This window comes from Mycobacterium sp. P4_H6 (assembly GCF_056400845.1).
Genome location: NZ_JBFUKN010000002.1, coordinates 84,971 through 101,179 on the forward strand (window position 1 = coordinate 84,971; position 16,209 = coordinate 101,179).

The following is a 16,209-nucleotide window of genomic DNA, read 5'->3' on the forward strand; positions in this document are numbered from 1 at the left end:
CCTTAGAGGTCAGCGGATCAGGAAGGGCATGTTGACGGTGACGGCGCCGGTGGGACAGCGCGCGGCGCACGGTCCGCAGTACCAACATTCGTCGACGTGCATGAACGCCTTGCCGTTCTCGGGGTTGATCGCCAGCGAGTCCAGTGGGCAGATCTCCACGCACAGCGTGCAGCCCTCGATACACAGCGACTCATCGATGGTCACCGGTACGTCGACGCGGTTGTTCACCAGTGTCATGTCAGCTCCTGACGGGTCAGTTTCGGAAAAGGTTGCCGCGCATGGTGATCCGGTCACCACGCATGCGGATGTATTCGAGGTCGACGGGGCGCCCGTCGCCGAGGCTGGTCAGTCGTTCCAGCATCAGCAGGGCGGCGCCGTCGGGCACCTGCAGGGTGGCCGCGGAGTGCGGGTCCGCCGCGATGGCCTCCAGCGCGAGGGTGGCCGATCCCAGCCGCTGGCCGCTGACCTGCTCGATGAGCGCGAACACGTCGTTGGTCTCCAGTGGGTGCGCGATCACCTGTTCGCCGATGTCGGGGGCCAGGTAGGTGAGATCCAGGGACAGCGGCAGATCGCCGAGGTAGCGCAGCCGTTCGATGTAGACCACCTGGGTGCCAGGATCGAGTTCGAGCTTGCGGGCGACCGCGGGCGGGGCGGCCATCTGCAGCACGGCCCGGACCTCGTTGCGGACCTCGCCGTAGTCCTTGAAGGTCTCCTTGAGACCGGTGAGCGCGTCGAGGCCGTGGTCGTATTTGCGGACCGCGACGTGGGTGCCGACCCGGGTGCCACGATCGATCAGCCCCTCGGCCTTGAGGACGGCCAGTGCTTCCCTGATGGTGTTGCGCGATACCGTGAATTCCTCGATCAGGTCGGCTTCGCTGGGCAGCCCGTCCGGGTATCCGCCGGCGTGGATCTGGTGCCGCAGTAGGTCCGCGACCTGGCGCGCCTGGTCCGCGCGGGGGCGTCGGATGGGGGTCGGATCGGGGGCTGGCACCTGATCACCGTAAAACCGTTGCCGGGTGCCCTCCGGCTTCTKCGCAGGTCCGGTGCGCCGCGACGGTCGATTGCGCCGCTGCCCCAACCGAGGGACCAGCCAAAAAGCCGGGGCATTGTGGTATTACGCCACTACCTCAGAGCAGGCAGATATTCCAATCGCGGTGAGTCAAAAGCTCAGTCATCCTCGTCGGGATCGGGTGGGAGGAGCTCTTCGCCGGTGGAAGTGGTGGTTGAGGGTGTCCCCACCGGTGTCCATGAGTGGTGGCGGGTGCCAGTGCACGCGGCCGGTGGCGGGGTCGATGGTGTTGGTCCAGCCCAGTTCGGCGAGCCGGTTGTCCGGTCCGCAGCCGAGTGCGAGGTCCGGGGCGTCGGTGTACCCGCCGTGATGCCAGCTGGGATGGGCGTGATGTGCCTGGCAGTGACACGCACCTTTGGTGCAGCCGGGGCGGGTGCAGCCACGATCGCGGTTGTAGAGCAGCAGCCGTTGAGCCTTGGTGGCCAGGCGTTTGGTGCGCCCCAGGTAGAGCGGCTCGGCGGTGTGGTGGCGGTAGACGATCAGGTAGTGGTGGGCGTGCTCGGCGAGGCGGATCAGATCCCGCATGGGCATGCGGGTTCCGGAGCCGGTGACCGCGATCCCGGCACCGGCCTCCAACTCGGCCAGCGTGGTGGAGACSACGACGGTGACSGGTAGCCCGTTGTGTTGGCCGAGGCGCCGGGACATCAGGGTGTCGCGCAGGACCGCTTTGATGGCGTCGTGGTTGCGTTGGGCTTGGGTGCGGTGATCRCCGGCSGGCGGTTCSAGGTCRCGCYTGATCGGTGGKGGSARGGTGTCRGCGAGRTCRGCSAGYTCGCCGAAGTCGCGCGGGAACGGCCGCTCCTCGACAGGCTCAGGTTYCGGCGTTGGTTCGGTGTCGCCGCAGCGTTCGCCGGGCGGCTGCTCTTCGAGCGGGTTGGGCACCGGRTTGTGYTGSGGTTCCGCGTCGTCGGGGTTGTTGATCCCGGGCCGCGCCCASACGTCCAGGATCGTGCGCAGGTAGGCCGCGAACTCCGAATCCACCCGCCCCGACACCTTCGACAATCCATCGACATCGGGCTTTCCGATCGTGAGCCCCACCTTGTGGCGCGTCAGGTCCGGGCCCTCGCCGTTCTGGTTGAGCACGTAGACCATCTGTTCGGCGAGCTCGGCCAGCGTCTCGGGGGTATTGGTCTCGGCGACCGCGACCAGGGTGGCCTCCATCTGGGCCCGCTCGCCGGCATCGAGATATCGCGAGGCCTGCTTGAGCGCGGACCGGATGACCTTGATGTGGGCGGTGTTGATGGACCCGGCTGCCAACGCGTGAGCGCATGCGGGTAGCAGCGGCTCCAACACCTCACCGTTCAGCGCATGCCGCGGTCCGAGGTCGCGGGCCTGCGCGATGCGGCGCCCGGCCTCGGCGCTGCTGAGGCGGTCCCGGGTGGCCAGTACGTCGTTCCAGGATTTCCCGCCGATCTCATGCGGGGTGGCCCGATCCATCAGGGCGGCCAGGATCCGGTGATCGACCGCGGTATCGGCGCGGGCGTAGTGCTCCCGCTCGGACAACAGCCCCAACAACTCCGCGGTGTCGAACACGGTGAAGTCGGCATCCAGCAGTGCCTTGACCGACCCGGCGCGATCGGAGAGTGCGTGCTGCACCGCTTCCCGACCGCCCACCACGTCACCGTTCATATCTCGAACATACGTGCGATCACCGACAAAACCGCCCAGAAAGTGACGGCCGTGATCAATGAATCCAAAGAAATTTCTGGGACTCGGCTGTCGCTCGAAAGTCGCTGAGAGATGGGCACTTTCGCACCCCACAGTCCGCTACATCGAGCGCGACAGCACCCGCCCGAACTGCAGCAGCCGCTCCATCTGGGCCAGGCCGCCGTTGTCCACCGACTTGGTGTAGCGGAACGACTCGCAGTACAGGTCGCTGTCGGTCGCCGAGGTGCGCCGGGCTCGGGTCACCAGCTGGGTGTACATCCGCAGCCGGACCTCGGACAGCCTGCGGGTGCCGTCGCCGAGGACCTCGAACTGGGTGCTGAGGATGTGATCGCTGATGGTGGACAACAGGATGGTGCGCACCGAGGAGTTCAATTGCCGACGGTCGTCGGCGAATTCGTCATCGGCGCGCCACATGATGAGGCGCAGGCCATCGGTGGCCACCACTTCCTGCCATACCGCGGTGCCCTCGATCTCCTCGGTCTCACCGCGGGACATGATGAACGCGGCGATGCCGGGGAACTCGATGACCGACCGCAGCTGTTCGAGCGCGAGCTCGGGATCACGCAGATAAACCGTCGCCGCATCCTGCACGCTCGTGTAGGGCGCCCAGTCCTGCGGCACGCTCACTCCCCGGCGTCGGAGGGGCGCAACGCCGCGGCGGCCGCTCGGATCTGCGGGGTCACCAGCATCACCTGACCGAGCACGCCGTTGACGAAGCCCGGCGACTCGTCGGTGGACAGTTCCTTGGCCAGCTCGACGGCCTCGTCGACGGCCACGGGCTCCGGCACGTCCTCGGCGTGCAGCAGTTCCCACACCGCCACCCGCAGGATGGCGCGGTCCACGGCGGGCAGCCGCTCCAGCGTCCAGCCCTGCAGGTGCGAGGAGATGAGGTCGTCGACGTGCGCGGCCTGCTCGGTGACACCACGAGCCACCGTCACGGTGTACGGGTTCAGCGCGTTGATGTCGGCCTGGGTGTGGGACAGCGCATTGCGACCGTCGGCGGCCTCGGCGGCGGTGATCCCGCGCGCCTCGGCTTCGAACAGCAGGTCGACGGCACGCTTACGCGCCTGGTGCCGACCACGGTCACCACGACGGTCAGCCATTGACCCTTCCCAAGTAGCTGCCGTCACGGGAATCAACCTTCAGCTTGTCACCGGTGTTGATGAACAGCGGCACCTGGAGTTCGGCGCCGGTCTCCACGGTGGCGGGCTTGGTGCCCGCGCTGGAGCGATCGCCCTGCAGGCCCGGCTCCGTGTGGGTGACGACGAGTTCGACGGTGACCGGGAGCTCCAGGTACAGCGGCGCGCCCTCGTGGAAGGCGATCTGCACGCCGATCCCCTCGAGCAGGAAGTCGGCCAGCCGGCCCACCAGCGCCTCGGACAGCGGATGCTGCTCGAAGTCCTCGGAGTCCATGAAGACGAAGTCGCTGCCGTCGCGGTACAGGTAGGTGGCGTCACGCCGGTCGACGGTGGCGGTCTCCACCTTGACCCCGGCGTTGAACGTCTTGTCGACGACCTTGCCGGTCAGCACGTTCTTGAGCTTGGTGCGCACGAAGGCCGGGCCCTTACCGGGCTTGACGTGCTGGAACTCGGTGATCTGCCACAGCTGGTTTTCGATCTGCAGAACGAGCCCATTCTTGAAGTCGGCGGTTGATGCCACGGTCTGTACAGCTCCTAGATCAGGTGATAACAGCCAGTTCCTTGGGGAACCGGGTGAGTAACTCGGGTGTAGGTGCGCTCTCGCTGCCGACAACCAGGGTGTCCTCGATTCGGACACCGCCCCGGCCGGGCAGATAGACGCCGGGCTCCACGGTGACCGCAGCGCCAGCAAGCAGTGTACCGACGGCTGACGCGCTGATACCCGGCGCTTCGTGGATCTGTAGTCCGACCCCGTGACCGAGGCCGTGCCCGAAGTTTTCGGCGAATCCGGCGTCGGCGATCACCTGCCGCGAGGCGCCGTCGACATCCTTCAGGTTCGCCCCCTCCACCAGGGCCTTCCGGCCGGCCGCCTGGCTGGTCGCCACGAGTTCGTACAGGTCCAGCTGCCACTGCGCGGCGTGTCCCAGCACGAAGGTGCGCGTCATGTCCGAGTGATAGCCCGCCACCAGGGCGCCGAAGTCGATCTTCACGAAATCGCCGTCGGCCAGCACGGCGTCGGTGGGCCGGTGATGCGGGATCGCCGAGTTCGCGCCGGCGGCCACGATGGTTTCGAAGGACACCCCGTCGGCGCCGTGGTCGAGCATCAGCGATTCCAGCTCGCGACCGACCTCTTTCTCGGTGCGTCCGGGGCGCAACCCACCGCGGGCCACCAGATCATGCAGCGCCGCGTCGGCCGCCTCGCAGGCCAGCCGCAGAATGGCGATCTCACCGACGTCCTTGACCTCGCGCAGCCGTTCCACCATGCCGGCGGCGCGGACGAACTCCAGACCCTCTCCCGCACGCTCCAGCAGACCGAAACCGTCCACCGTCACCACGTGGCTCTCGAATCCGAGCCGGCGCACGCCGTCGGCGGCCGCACGGCCCGCCAGGTGGGGCGCCACCGCCCGTTCGATGACCAGTTCGGCGTCGGGCGCCTGCGCCGCGGCCTGCGTTACATAACGTCCGTCCGTTGCCAACACCGGCGTGTCCTGGTCGGCACGCACCAAAAGGGCGGCGTTGGAACCGGTGAATCCGGACAGATATCGGACGTTGACCAGGTCAGTTACCAACATGGCGTCCAGTTCGGCGGCCGCCAGCCGGCGCCGTAACCGGTCCCGGCGCTGAGAAATCGTCACAGGCGCTGACGGTACTCGCTACGCTGTCCCCTCATGAGCAAGTGGTTGCTGCGCGGACTCGTGTTCGCGGCGGTCGTGGTTGTCCTCCGGTTGATCCAGGGAGTGCTGGTCGACTCCTTCCCGACGCAGGCCGGATGGATCAGTCCCACACTGGGTCTGTTCCTCGCGATCCCCGCGATCCTGTGGGCCTATTTCGACGGCCGCGCCGACGCCAATGCGCAGTCCGACCCGGACCGCCGTCAGGATCTCGCGATGGTCTGGCTGATCGCCGGCCTGATCGCCGGCCTGCTCGGCGACCTGGTGTGCTGGTTCATCGGGCTGTTCTACCCGGTGCTCTACACCGGCGGCCTGATCAGCGAGCTGACCTCGTTCGCGGCGTTCACCGCGCTGCTGATCTTCCTGGCCGGTGTCATCGCGGTGACCATCGGCCGCTGGAGCGTCGACCGCAAGGCCCCGCCGTACGTCCGTCGCCGTGAGGGCGATGAGGAGCGGGCCGACACCGATGTGTTCGCAGCGGTGCAGCCCAGCGCAGACGAAGAAGCCAAGCAGTCCTAGCGGGTACCCACCACGGAGTAGGCCGCGGCCAGCAGCGTCGGGTCCGGCCCTTCAAGGCGGCCCGGCTTGGCCAGTCCGTCGAGCACCACGAAACGCAACACCCCGGAACGGTTCTTCTTGTCCCCGGCCATGTATTCGAGCAGCTGCGGCAGCGCGTCGGCGTCATAGCTGACCGGTAGCCCCAGCGCTTCCAGCACCCGGATGTGCCGGTCGGCGGTGTCGTCGTCCAGACGGCCGGCCAGCCGGCCCAGCTCCGCGGCGAACACCAGACCCACCGATACGGCGGCCCCGTGGCGCCACTTGTAGCGCTCGCGGCGCTCGATGGCGTGGGCCAAAGTGTGTCCGTAGTTGAGGATTTCGCGCAGCGCCGACTCCTTCTCGTCGGCGGCCACCACCTCTGCCTTGACGGCGATGGCACGGCGGATCAGTTCGGGCAGCACGGTGCCCGACGGGTCCAGCGCGGCCTCCGGGTCGGCCTCGATGAGGTCCAGGATCACCGCGTCTGCGATGAAACCGGCCTTCACGATCTCGGCCATCCCGGCCACGATCTCGTTGCGCGGCAACGTCTGCAGAGTCGCCAGGTCGACCAGCACGGCCAGCGGCTGATGGAACGCGCCGACCAGGTTCTTGCCGGCGTCGGTGTTGATCCCGGTCTTGCCGCCGACGGCGGCGTCCACCATGCCCAGCAGTGTGGTGGGCACGTGCACGATGTCGACGCCGCGCAGCCAGGTGGCCGCGGCGAACCCGGCGACGTCGGTGGCCGCACCGCCGCCGAGGCTGACGACGGCATCCTTGCGGCCGATGCCGATCCGGCCCAGCACCTCCCAGATGAAGCCGACGACCGGCAGTTCCTTGCCGGATTCGGCATCCGGGATCTCGATGCGGTGTGCGTCGATCCCGTTGCCTGCCAGGTGTTCCCGGATGACCTCGGCGGTCTGCGCCAAGGTGGGCTGGTGCAGGATTGCCACTCTGTGGCGCCCGGCCAGCGTGCGGCCGAGGTCCTCCAGCAGGCCGGTGCCGATGATCACCGGGTACGGCCGGTCGACGAGTACGTCGACAGTCACGGGTTCACTCATTGCGTGCCTCTGCTCGTCGGGCCAGCGCCGCCGGGGTGGGCGGGGCCTCGGTGGTGGGTGCGGGGTTCAGGACTGTGGGACCGCGCCGCCAGGCCGGTCTGCGCCGCCGCCGCGGCCGGGCGGGCCCGCATCCGGACAGCCGGGTGACGATATGGCGCACCACCGCACCGGGATTGCGCCGATTGGTGTTCACCCGCATGGTGGCCACCTCACGGAACAACGGCACCCGCTGCTCCATCAGGGAACGGTATTTCGCTGCCGGATCATCGCCGGCCAGCAACGGACGCGCGCTGCCGGTGGTACGCCGAATACCTTCTGCGGCACTGATTTCCAGGTAGATCACGGTGTGACCCTTGAGTGCCTCGCGCACCTCCGGGGTGGTCACCGCGCCGCCACCGAGAGACACCACACCCTCGTGCTCGTCGAGCGCGGCGCGCACCACGTCGGCTTCGATCTGACGGAACTGCGTCTCGCCTTCCACGAAGATCTCGGCGATGCTGCGCCCGGCGGTCTCCACGATCTTGACGTCGGTGTCCAGTAACGGCACGCCCAGCGCCTTGGCCAACCGCCGGCCGATGGTGGACTTGCCGGAACCCGGCATGCCCACCAGCACCACTTTGGGACCCATCGGCTATCCCGAGGCCGGAACCGACGGGGTGGACGGCTCGTGCTCGGCGACCGAGGCCAGGTAGCTCTCGACGTTCCTGCGGGTCTCGGCCAGCGAGTCGCCGCCGAACTTGAGCAGCGCGGCGCGCGCCAGCACCAGCGCGACCATCGTCTCGACGACGACGCCGGCGGCCGGCACCGCGCACACATCGGAACGCTGATGGATCGCGACGGCCTCGTCGCCGGTGGACATGTCCACGGTGGCCAGCGCGCGGGGCACCGTGGAGATCGGCTTCATCGCGGCGCGCACCCGTAGCGGCTGCCCGTTGGTCATGCCGCCCTCCAGACCGCCGGCGCGGTTGGTGGACCGGGTGATGCCGTCCGGGCCCGGGTACATCTCGTCGTGGGCGACGCTGCCGCGGCGGCGCGCCGTCTCGAACCCGTCGCCGATTTCGACGCCCTTGATGGCCTGGATGCCCATCACCGCCGCGGCCAACTGGCTGTCGAGGCGGTTGTCACCACTGGTGAAGGAGCCCAGTCCGATGGGCAGCCCGGTGACCACGACCTCGACGATGCCGCCGAGGGTGTCACCGTCCTTCTTGGCGGCTTCGATCTCGTCGATCATCAGCTGCTCGGCGTCCTTGTCGAAGGCACGCACCGGGCTGTCGTCGATGGCGGCCAGATCCTGCGGCTGCGGCGGCGGGCCGTCGTAGGGCTTCGAGGCACCGATGGACACGACGTGGGAGATCACCTCGACGCCGAGCGCCTGCTGCAGGAAGGCGCGGGCCACGGTGCCGGCGGCGACGCGGGCCGCGGTCTCGCGGGCGCTGGCACGCTCCAGCACCGGACGGGCGTCGTCGAAGCCGTATTTGAGCATGCCCGCGTAATCGGCGTGGCCGGGGCGGGGACGGGTCAGTGGGGCGTTGCGGGCGGCGTCGCTGTCGAGTTGCTCGGCGGGCACCGGGTCCGACGCCATCACGGTCTCCCACTTGGGCCATTCGGTGTTGCCGATCTCGATGGCGATCGGTCCGCCCAGGGTGAGGCCGTGGCGTACGCCGCCCAGCACGGTCACCTGGTCCTTCTCGAACTTCATCCGCGCACCGCGGCCGTAACCGAGCCGGCGGCGCTGCAACTGGACCGCGATGTCGTCGGAGGTGACGGACAAACCCGCAACCATGCCTTCGACCATCGCTACCAGGGCACGGCCGTGGGATTCACCTGCGGTAGTCCATCGCAACACGGATGACATTCTCCCATGCGGTCATCTGTGCGACCGAATCCGTCACCGGGTCGCTGGCCCGGGTTGCCGGGGTGCACTCCATTGCAGCAGCACGGTGTCGATCCAACGGTCGTGTTTGTAGCCGACCCGGACCAGCCGTCCGGCCTCCCGAAATCCCAGCCGACGGTGCAGGCCGGTCGAGGCCGGATCCCCGGAGTCGGCGATCACCGCGATGACCTCGCGCACCCCGATCGACCGGCACCGCTCCAGCAACGCGGTGAGCAGTTCGGTTCCGCAGCCCGCGCCCAGCGCCCATGGCGCGACGTACACCGAGTCCTCCACGGTGGCCCGGTAGGCGGGGCGTTCCTTCCACGGCGTGCAATAGGCGTATCCGGCCACGGCGCCGTCGCGCTCGGCGACCAGGAACGGCAGATCGCGTTCGGTGATGGTGGCGAAACGCCGCGCCCACTCGTCCACGTCGGGTGCGTCGATCTCGAAGCTCGCCACCGAACTGGCGACGTAGTGGGCGTAGACGGCCGCGATGACCGGCAGGTCATCGGTGATGGCGGGCCGCACGGTCATGGCTCAGCGTAGGACTACCACCACGCCAGGGCGACCGCTGCCGCGCTGGCGGCACACATCGACGGGCCGTGCGGCACGGTCGATCCGCCCCGCGACAGCACGACGATGATCCCGGCGAGCGCGGTCAGCAGCACCGCACCGAAGGCACCGAGCAGCCACACCTCCACCCCGAACGCCCCGGTGAGCGCGCCGAGGCCGATCGCGAGTTTCACGTCCCCGGCACCGAGCGCGGCCGGGTCGATCAGGTGGACCATCAGATAGAGCAGGCTCAGGGCGAGCGCACCCAGCGCAGCGGGCGTTCCCCGGCCCGCCAGCACGGCCACCCCGAGGATGAGTACCGCGCCGGGCAGGGTCAGCGCGTTCGGCAGGCGGCGGCGGCGCAGGTCATGGATGCTCAGCGCGATCAGCCAGCCACCGATCACCAGCACACCCACAGTCCAAGGCTAGGACCCCGGCAGGGCCCGCCTCATCACCTCTTTGGGCGCAGGCAAGCCGGTGAACTGTTCGACCTGCGCGACGGCCTGATGCAGCAGCATCTGCAGCCCGCTGATCACCCGGCCGCCGCCGGCCTGCACCGCGGAGGCCAACGGGGTGGGCCAGGGGTCGTAGATCGCGTCCAGCAGCACCGGCACGGTTTCGATGGTGTGGACGTAGCCGGCCGCGATGTCGGCGGGCAGGGTGTTGACCGCGACGTCCACCTCGACCGGGTTGCCGAGTTCGACCCACCGGATGGCGACACCGAGCGGTTCGGCCAGGGCGACCAACGGTTGCGCCCGCTCCGGGTTGCGGGCGAGCACCGCGATCTCGGTGACACCGAGAGTGGCCAGGCCCACCACCGCGGCCGGGGCGGTACCGCCCGAGCCGAGCACCGCGGCGCGGGGTCCGCACGCGTTCGTCAGCGCACCGATGACCCCGTCGATATCGGTGTTGTCGGCCCGCCAGCCCGTCGGTGTGCGCACCAGGGTGTTCGCCGAGCCCACCAGGGTGGCGCGGGCCGTCCGCTCGGAGGCGACCGCCAGGGCGGCGAACTTGTTCGGCATGGTGACCGAGAGCCCGACCCACTCCGGTCCCAGCCCGGCCACCAGTGCCGGCAACTGCTGGGCCGTGCACTCGATGCGGTCATAGGTCCACGACGTCAGGCCCAGTTCCCGGTAGGCGGCCAGGTGGATGTCCGGCGAACGGGAGTGCGAGATCGGTGACCCCAGGACGCCGGCTCGCCTGACGGGCTCCGCGGCGGGACGCCGCCTATCGGGCACTGTCCAGGACACCGTTTCGTCTGGCCAGTTCGATGCTCGCCAGGTGCTGTTCGTAATCACGGGTGAAGAGCGTGGTGCCCTCCAGGTCGATGGTGACGAAGTACAGCCAGTCCCCTGGTTCCGGATTCTCCGCCGCGGCCAGCGCGGGCTGCCCGGGCGAGCAGATCGGGGTCTTCGGAAGGCCAAGGGAGGCATAGGTGTTCCACGGGGTCACCCGGGCGCGGTCGCCGTCGGTGGTGGCCACCTCGGTGCGGTCCAGGGAATAGTTCACCGTGGAGTCGAATTCCAGCTTGCGGTTCTCGGCCAGCCGGTTGAAGATCACCCGCGCCACCTTGGAGAAGTCCTGCGGCTTGGACTCGCGCTGCACCAACGAGGCGACGATCAGGATCTCGTAGGGCGACATCCGGGTGGTCTCGGCGGCGGCGAGCAGGCCGTTGGCCTCGTACTGAGCGGTGCTGGCCCCGATGAGGGCGGCGAGGATCTCCTCGGCCGAGCCGGACGGGTCGACGTTCCAGCTGCCCGGCGCGATGAGGCCCTCGAGCCGGCGGTGATCGCTGCCCATCTCGGTCACCCCGGAGGTCGCCCAGCTGGGCACCGACAGTGCGGCGAGTTCGGCGGTACTGGCGGCCTGCTTCAATTCGTCGGCCGAGACACAGGCCCGGGTGCCGTCGAGGTCGACGCAGGAGGCGTCGGAGATGAGCGACAGGATGCCCTTGGTGACGGCGTTGGTCCTCACGTCGGCGACGTCGTCGAGCTGGCGGCCCTCGGGGATGACCATCTGTCCGACGCGGTTCTCCGGGTCGGCAAGCTTCTCCACGGCGCTGGACACCGGGATCTCGGTGCGCAGCTTGTAGAAACCGGGCTGGATGGCCGCGATCGCCGAATTGGTGGCCGCGGCGTCGACGAATGCCTTCGACGAGGACACCACATTCTGTTCCTGCAGCGTCTGCCCGATCGCGGTGGTCGAGTCTCCGCTGTGCACCTCGACGACGACATCGGCGGTGCCTTCGCCGGCGAAATCGCTGCTGCCACCGAACAGGCCGTGCCACATCTTGGAGCCGACGAACACCACTCCGATGACGACGACGACGAGCGTCACCAGCGCAGCGATGGAGAACACCCGGCGGCGCCGTGCGGTACGTCGTTCCTGCGCCCGGGCGGCGCGGCTCAGCCGGCGGCGCGGTGGACCGACCGCCTGCGGCTCGCTTCGCTCGGGACTCCAGTGATCACTCATCAACAACCCTTAATGCGGACCGGCGCTGGTCCAACCAGTTCTGCAGAATGCCCACTGCGGCAACCTGATCGACCATGGCCCGCTGATTCTTGGCGCGTACCCCTGCCTCCCGCAGCGACCGCTGGGCGGTCACCGTGGTCAGCCGCTCATCGGCCAGCCGCACCGGTGTCGGTGCGATCCGGGCCGCCAGGGCATCGGCCAATTCGACGGCGTCTTGTGCTGAGGAACCGGAGCGGTTCGCCAGCGTGCGCGGCAGGCCGACGACGACCTCGACCGCTTCCAACTCTTCGGCGAGCTTCACCAGCCTGCGCAGGTGACGACCCGATTTGTCCCGCTGCACGGTCTCCAGCGGGGTGGCCAGAATGCCGTCGGGGTCGCTTCCCGCGACCCCGATCCGTACGGTGCCCACGTCGACGCCGAGCCGGCGACCCCGTCCCGGATCGTCGGGACCCGGCCTGTCCGGCAGGCGGTCGACCTCAGCACTCACCGCGGCTAGCTCCGGGCGATCTCTGCGTGCAGCGCGGCCAATGCCGCGTCGATACCCGCCGCCCCCTTACCGGAACCCTGGGCCAGATCAGCCTTGCCACCCCCGCGGCCGTTGACGGCCGCGCCCAACGTCTTCACCAGGTCGTTGGCACTGAGGCCGAGATCCTGTGCGGCGGGATTGACCGCGACCACGAACGGCACCGCGTCATCCTCACCTTCGGCGATCAGGGCCACCACGGCCGGATCGGACCCGAGCTTGCCCTTGATGTCACCGACCAGGCTGCGCAGATCCCCCGCGGTGATTCCACCGGCCATGCGCTGAGCCACAAAACGAATTTTACCTACAAGCTGCGCGCCGGCAGCCGCATTTGCGGCCGCGGCGCGCGCGTTTGCCAGCCGCGCCTTGTCCAGTTCCTTTTCCGCGGCCCGCAGCCGTTCCACCAGGTTGGCCACCCGTGCCGGCACCTCTTCCGAGGGCACCTTCAGCGACGACGCCAGGCCCGCCATCAACGCGCGTTCCTTGGACAGGTGCCGGAACGATTCCAGCCCGACGTAGGCCTCGACGCGGCGCACACCGGAGCCCACCGAGGACTCGCCCAGCACGGTGACCGGTCCGATCTGCGCCGAGCTGCGCACGTGCGTACCGCCGCACAGCTCCAGGGAGAACGGTCCGCCGATCTCGACCACCCGGACCTCGTCGGGGTAGTTCTCGCCGAACAGCGCCATCGCGCCCATGGCTTTGGCCTGATCCAGTCCGGTGTTGAAGGTGTTCACCGCGAAGTCGGCCTGCACCGCTTCGTTGGCGACCTCTTCGATCTGTGCGCGCTGCTCGTCCGACAGCGAACCCTGCCAGTTGAAGTCGAAGCGCAGGTAGCCCGGCCGGTTCAGCGAGCCTGCCTGAACCGCGTTGGGACCCAGCACTTCCCGCAACGCGGCGTGCACCATGTGGGTGCCGGAATGCCCCTGGGTCGCGCCGTGGCGCCACTTGTCGTCGACCGTGGCGGTGATGGTGTCGCCCTCGACGAACTCCCCGGACTCCACCGAGACACGATGCGCCCACACGGTTTTCGCGATCTTCTGGACATCGGTCACCGCGGCCTTGGCGGTCTCCGAGGCACCGGTACCGGTGATGGAACCCTCATCCGCGATCTGGCCGCCGGATTCGGCGTAGAACGGTGTGCGGTCCAGGATCAACTCGACCTGCTGGCCCTGGGTGCCCTCATGGGACACCACGGGAACCCGTTTACCGTCGACGAAGATGCCCAGAATGCGTGCCTGCGAACTCAACTCGTCGAAGCCGGTGAATTCGGTGGGTCCGCCGTCGACGAGCTCCCGGTACGCGGACAGATCCGTGTGGGCCTGCTTGCGGGCGGCGGCGTCGGCCTTGGCGCGCTGGCGCTGTTCGGCCATCAGACCGCGGAAGCCCTCTTCGTCGACGGTCAGGCCGGCCTCGGCGGCCATTTCCAGGGTCAGATCGATCGGGAACCCGTAGGTGTCGTGCAGCGTGAACGCGTCATTGCCGGACAGCGTGGACTTTCCGGCGGTGCGGGTCGCGTCGGCAGCATCCTCGAACAGCCGTGAACCCGAGAGCAGAGTGCGATTGAACGCGGTCTCCTCGGCCACCGCGATGCGGCTGATCCGGTCGAAATCCGTGACCAGTTCCGGGTAGGACGGCCCCATCTCGTCGCGCACCGTCGTCATCAGCTCGGCCATGATGGGCCGTTCCACGCCGAGCAGGCGGGCCGCGCGGATGATCCGGCGCAGCAACCGGCGCAGCACGTAGCCGCGGCCCTCGTTACCGGGGGTGACCCCGTCGCCGATGATGATCGCCGCGGTGCGGCTGTGATCGCCGATGATGCGGTAGCGCACATCGTCGGTGTGGTTGCCCTGCCCGTAGCCGCGCGGCGCGATCCCGGCGACCAGGTCGATGACCGGGCGCACCAGATCGGTCTCGTAGACGTTGTCCACGTCCTGCAGCAGACAGGCGATGCGCTCGACACCCATGCCGGTGTCGATGTTCTTGCGCGGCAGCGGACCGAGGATCTCGAAGTTGTCCTTCGAGGTGCCTTCCCCGCGCTCGTTCTGCATGAAGACGAGATTCCAGATCTCGATGTAGCGGTCCTCGTTGGCCTCCGGACCGCCTTCGATGCCGTATTCCGGGCCGCGGTCGTAGTAGATCTCCGAGCACGGACCGCACGGGCCGGGGATGCCCATCGACCAGTAGTTGTCGGCCATCCCGCGGCGCTGGATGCGCTCCAGCGGCAGGCCGGCCACCTCCTGCCACAGCGCGATGGCGTCATCGTCATCGAGATAGACGGTGGCCCATAGCCTTTCCGGATCGAAGCCGTAGCCGCCCTGGTCCTGCGGGTTGGTCAGCAAGGTCCAGGCCAGCTCGATGGCCTGCTTCTTGAAGTAGTCGCCGAAGCTGAAGTTGCCGGCCATCTGGAAGAAGGTGTTGTGCCGGGTGGTGATACCGACTTCTTCGATGTCGGGGGTGCGGATGCACTTCTGCACGCTGACGGCTTTGTCGTAGGGCGGTGTGCGCGCGCCGAGGAAGAAGGGTACGAACTGCACCATGCCGGCGTTGACGAACAGCAGGTTCGGGTCGTCGAGGATCACCGAGGCGCTGGGCACCTCCGTGTGTCCCGCCTTCACGAAATGATCGAGGAAGCGTTTCCTGATCTCGTGTGTCTGCACGTGCTGCTGTCCTTTGGTCAACCTGCGAATACTTTGACCGCACCACAGTACCGGTCGCGTTTCTCAGCCCGACACGAAGCTCAGGCGCACCGATCGTCGGGGGTTGTCCCTGTTCAGGTCCACCAGCACGATGCTCTGCCAGGTGCCCAGCAAGGGCTCTCCGGCGCCGACCGGGACCGTCACCGACGGGGATACCAGCCCCGGCAGCACGTGATCGGCGCCGTGGCCGGGTGAGCCGTGCGCGTGCCGGTACCGGCCGTCGCGCGGCAGCAGTCGCTCCAGCGCGTCCAGCAGGTCGTCATCCGAGCCCGCCCCGGTCTCGATGACGGCGACGCCGGCGGTCGCGTGCGGCACGAAGACATTGCACAGCCCGTCGCCCTTGGCCGCGCAGAATTCGCGCACCTCCGAGGTCAGGTCGACGACCCGGCGGCGCGAGGTGTCCAGTTCGAGCACTTCGGTGTTCACGTTTCCAGCCTACGAGGCCACACCTGAATTGACGTAGGCGTTTATTGAGCGGCGGGCCAGGGTACTTGTGCGGCAACCGAACCCCACACGGAGGAACTCATGACCGTCACCGGCATCTTCACCGCAATCCTGATCGGCATCGTGGTCGGCGTCCTCGGCCGCCTGCTGCTTCCCGGCAAGCAACCGATCGGCATGCTGTTGACCATCCTGGTCGGCATCGTGTCCGCGCTCGTCGGCACCGCCCTGGCCCGTGCCATCGGCATCCCGACGGCAACCGGCGGAATCGACTGGCTCGAACTGCTCGTCCAGGTCCTCGTCGCGGCGGCGGGCGTGGCTCTGCTCGCCGCGCTGATGGGCCGCCGCAAGACCGGTCTGCTCGGCAGCCGCCGGACGTCCGGCATCTTCCGCTGATCCCCCAGTTCCCACCCCGGTGATCCCGGTCGGCCCTCGGCCGGCCGGGATCATCTCTTTGCGCGGGGCAAAACCATTGTGCGGCGCGGCCGCCGGGAGGACAGTTGACGTG

19 protein-coding genes are annotated in these 16,209 nt (G+C 68.4%); 2 read left to right on the top strand and 17 right to left on the bottom strand.

Annotated features, from left to right (window positions below):
* Nucleotides 1-9 precede the first annotated feature (9 nt).
* The 7 genes from AC1DTF_RS01315 to AC1DTF_RS01345 form a co-directional block, all read right to left on the bottom strand.
* Nucleotides 10-237: a 4Fe-4S dicluster domain-containing protein gene (locus AC1DTF_RS01315; protein ID WP_019514073.1), complete on the bottom strand. Its 228-nt coding sequence runs from the start codon at nucleotides 235-237 to the stop codon at nucleotides 10-12.
* 16 nt (nucleotides 238-253) lie between these two features.
* Nucleotides 254-991 (bottom strand): GntR family transcriptional regulator, encoded by a 738-nt coding sequence (locus AC1DTF_RS01320; RefSeq protein WP_477472739.1) that lies wholly within the window; start codon nucleotides 989-991, stop codon nucleotides 254-256.
* A gap of 180 nt (nucleotides 992-1,171) precedes the next feature.
* Nucleotides 1,172-2,698, bottom strand: a complete 1,527-nt coding sequence (locus AC1DTF_RS01325; protein ID WP_477472740.1) for an HNH endonuclease signature motif containing protein — start codon at nucleotides 2,696-2,698, stop codon at nucleotides 1,172-1,174.
* Between the two features lie 138 nt (nucleotides 2,699-2,836).
* Complete coding sequence (locus tag AC1DTF_RS01330) at nucleotides 2,837-3,364, bottom strand: hypothetical protein (protein ID WP_057165025.1); 528 nt, start codon at nucleotides 3,362-3,364, stop codon at nucleotides 2,837-2,839.
* A complete protein-coding gene (gene nusB / locus AC1DTF_RS01335; protein WP_477472741.1) occupies nucleotides 3,361-3,840 on the bottom strand; it encodes a transcription antitermination factor NusB in 480 nt (159 codons plus the stop codon). The genes AC1DTF_RS01330 and nusB overlap by 4 nt, the downstream gene beginning before the upstream one ends.
* Entirely contained in the window at nucleotides 3,833-4,396 is a 564-nt protein-coding gene (gene efp / locus AC1DTF_RS01340) for an elongation factor P (RefSeq protein ID WP_057165023.1), read from the bottom strand. The genes nusB and efp overlap by 8 nt, the downstream gene beginning before the upstream one ends.
* A 19-nt stretch (nucleotides 4,397-4,415) precedes the next feature.
* Nucleotides 4,416-5,510 (bottom strand): M24 family metallopeptidase, encoded by a 1,095-nt coding sequence (locus AC1DTF_RS01345; RefSeq protein WP_477472742.1) that lies wholly within the window; start codon nucleotides 5,508-5,510, stop codon nucleotides 4,416-4,418.
* A gap of 33 nt (nucleotides 5,511-5,543) precedes the next feature.
* Here AC1DTF_RS01345 and AC1DTF_RS01350 point away from each other — a divergent pair, with 33 nt between their 5' ends.
* Nucleotides 5,544-6,065 (top strand): B-4DMT family transporter, encoded by a 522-nt coding sequence (locus AC1DTF_RS01350; RefSeq protein WP_057165021.1) that lies wholly within the window; start codon nucleotides 5,544-5,546, stop codon nucleotides 6,063-6,065.
* Here the strand turns inward: AC1DTF_RS01350 and aroB are convergent.
* From aroB to AC1DTF_RS01400, 10 genes are all read right to left on the bottom strand, one after another.
* Complete coding sequence (gene aroB / locus AC1DTF_RS01355; protein WP_477472743.1) at nucleotides 6,062-7,141, bottom strand: 3-dehydroquinate synthase; 1,080 nt, start codon at nucleotides 7,139-7,141, stop codon at nucleotides 6,062-6,064. The genes AC1DTF_RS01350 and aroB overlap by 4 nt on opposite strands.
* Nucleotides 7,134-7,769 carry a shikimate kinase gene (locus AC1DTF_RS01360; protein WP_057165019.1) on the bottom strand — a complete coding sequence of 212 codons (636 nt, stop codon included), beginning with the start codon at nucleotides 7,767-7,769 and terminating at the stop codon, nucleotides 7,134-7,136. Before AC1DTF_RS01360 ends, aroB begins: the two co-directional genes overlap by 8 nt.
* Nucleotides 7,770-7,772: 3 nt before the next feature.
* On the bottom strand, nucleotides 7,773-8,987 hold the full coding sequence (aroC, locus tag AC1DTF_RS01365; protein WP_477472744.1) for a chorismate synthase: 1,215 nt from the start codon (nucleotides 8,985-8,987) through the stop codon (nucleotides 7,773-7,775).
* Between the two features lie 42 nt (nucleotides 8,988-9,029).
* Nucleotides 9,030-9,548 carry an N-acetyltransferase family protein gene (locus AC1DTF_RS01370; RefSeq protein WP_477472745.1) on the bottom strand — a complete coding sequence of 173 codons (519 nt, stop codon included), beginning with the start codon at nucleotides 9,546-9,548 and terminating at the stop codon, nucleotides 9,030-9,032.
* Between the two features lie 14 nt (nucleotides 9,549-9,562).
* On the bottom strand, nucleotides 9,563-9,982 hold the full coding sequence (locus AC1DTF_RS01375) for a prepilin peptidase (RefSeq protein ID WP_442928652.1): 420 nt from the start codon (nucleotides 9,980-9,982) through the stop codon (nucleotides 9,563-9,565).
* A 9-nt stretch (nucleotides 9,983-9,991) separates the two neighbouring features.
* The gene (locus AC1DTF_RS01380) at nucleotides 9,992-10,804 is read right to left on the bottom strand and encodes a shikimate dehydrogenase (RefSeq protein ID WP_477472746.1); all 813 of its coding nucleotides are present in this window, start codon (nucleotides 10,802-10,804) and stop codon (nucleotides 9,992-9,994) included.
* Nucleotides 10,794-12,038, bottom strand: coding sequence for an endolytic transglycosylase MltG (gene mltG / locus AC1DTF_RS01385; protein WP_057165016.1), 1,245 nt, complete (start codon nucleotides 12,036-12,038; stop codon nucleotides 10,794-10,796). The genes AC1DTF_RS01380 and mltG overlap by 11 nt, the downstream gene beginning before the upstream one ends.
* Complete coding sequence (ruvX, locus tag AC1DTF_RS01390) at nucleotides 12,031-12,525, bottom strand: Holliday junction resolvase RuvX (RefSeq protein ID WP_057165015.1); 495 nt, start codon at nucleotides 12,523-12,525, stop codon at nucleotides 12,031-12,033. The genes mltG and ruvX overlap by 8 nt, the downstream gene beginning before the upstream one ends.
* 5 nt (nucleotides 12,526-12,530) lie before the next feature.
* Complete coding sequence (gene alaS, locus AC1DTF_RS01395; RefSeq protein WP_477472747.1) at nucleotides 12,531-15,221, bottom strand: alanine--tRNA ligase; 2,691 nt, start codon at nucleotides 15,219-15,221, stop codon at nucleotides 12,531-12,533.
* Nucleotides 15,222-15,284: 63 nt separating this feature from the next.
* The gene (locus tag AC1DTF_RS01400) at nucleotides 15,285-15,674 is read right to left on the bottom strand and encodes a secondary thiamine-phosphate synthase enzyme YjbQ (RefSeq protein WP_477472808.1); all 390 of its coding nucleotides are present in this window, start codon (nucleotides 15,672-15,674) and stop codon (nucleotides 15,285-15,287) included.
* A 111-nt stretch (nucleotides 15,675-15,785) separates the two neighbouring features.
* Here AC1DTF_RS01400 and AC1DTF_RS01405 point away from each other — a divergent pair, with 111 nt between their 5' ends.
* A complete protein-coding gene (locus tag AC1DTF_RS01405) occupies nucleotides 15,786-16,097 on the top strand; it encodes a GlsB/YeaQ/YmgE family stress response membrane protein (RefSeq protein WP_057165012.1) in 312 nt (103 codons plus the stop codon).
* The last annotated feature ends 112 nt before the right edge of the window (nucleotides 16,098-16,209 follow it).

Coding starts and splice junctions, on each gene's coding strand:
- AC1DTF_RS01315 (WP_019514073.1), bottom strand. CDS start 237: ATGACACTGGTGAACAACCGCGTCGACGTACCGGTGACCATCGATGAG.
- nusB (WP_477472741.1), bottom strand. CDS start 3,840: ATGGCTGACCGTCGTGGTGACCGTGGTCGGCACCAGGCGCGTAAGCGT.
- AC1DTF_RS01350 (WP_057165021.1), top strand. CDS start 5,544: ATGAGCAAGTGGTTGCTGCGCGGACTCGTGTTCGCGGCGGTCGTGGTT.
- aroB (WP_477472743.1), bottom strand. CDS start 7,141: ATGAGTGAACCCGTGACTGTCGACGTACTCGTCGACCGGCCGTACCCG.
- AC1DTF_RS01360 (WP_057165019.1), bottom strand. CDS start 7,769: ATGGGTCCCAAAGTGGTGCTGGTGGGCATGCCGGGTTCCGGCAAGTCC.
- AC1DTF_RS01370 (WP_477472745.1), bottom strand. CDS start 9,548: ATGACCGTGCGGCCCGCCATCACCGATGACCTGCCGGTCATCGCGGCC.
- mltG (WP_057165016.1), bottom strand. CDS start 12,038: ATGAGTGATCACTGGAGTCCCGAGCGAAGCGAGCCGCAGGCGGTCGGT.
- AC1DTF_RS01405 (WP_057165012.1), top strand. CDS start 15,786: ATGACCGTCACCGGCATCTTCACCGCAATCCTGATCGGCATCGTGGTC.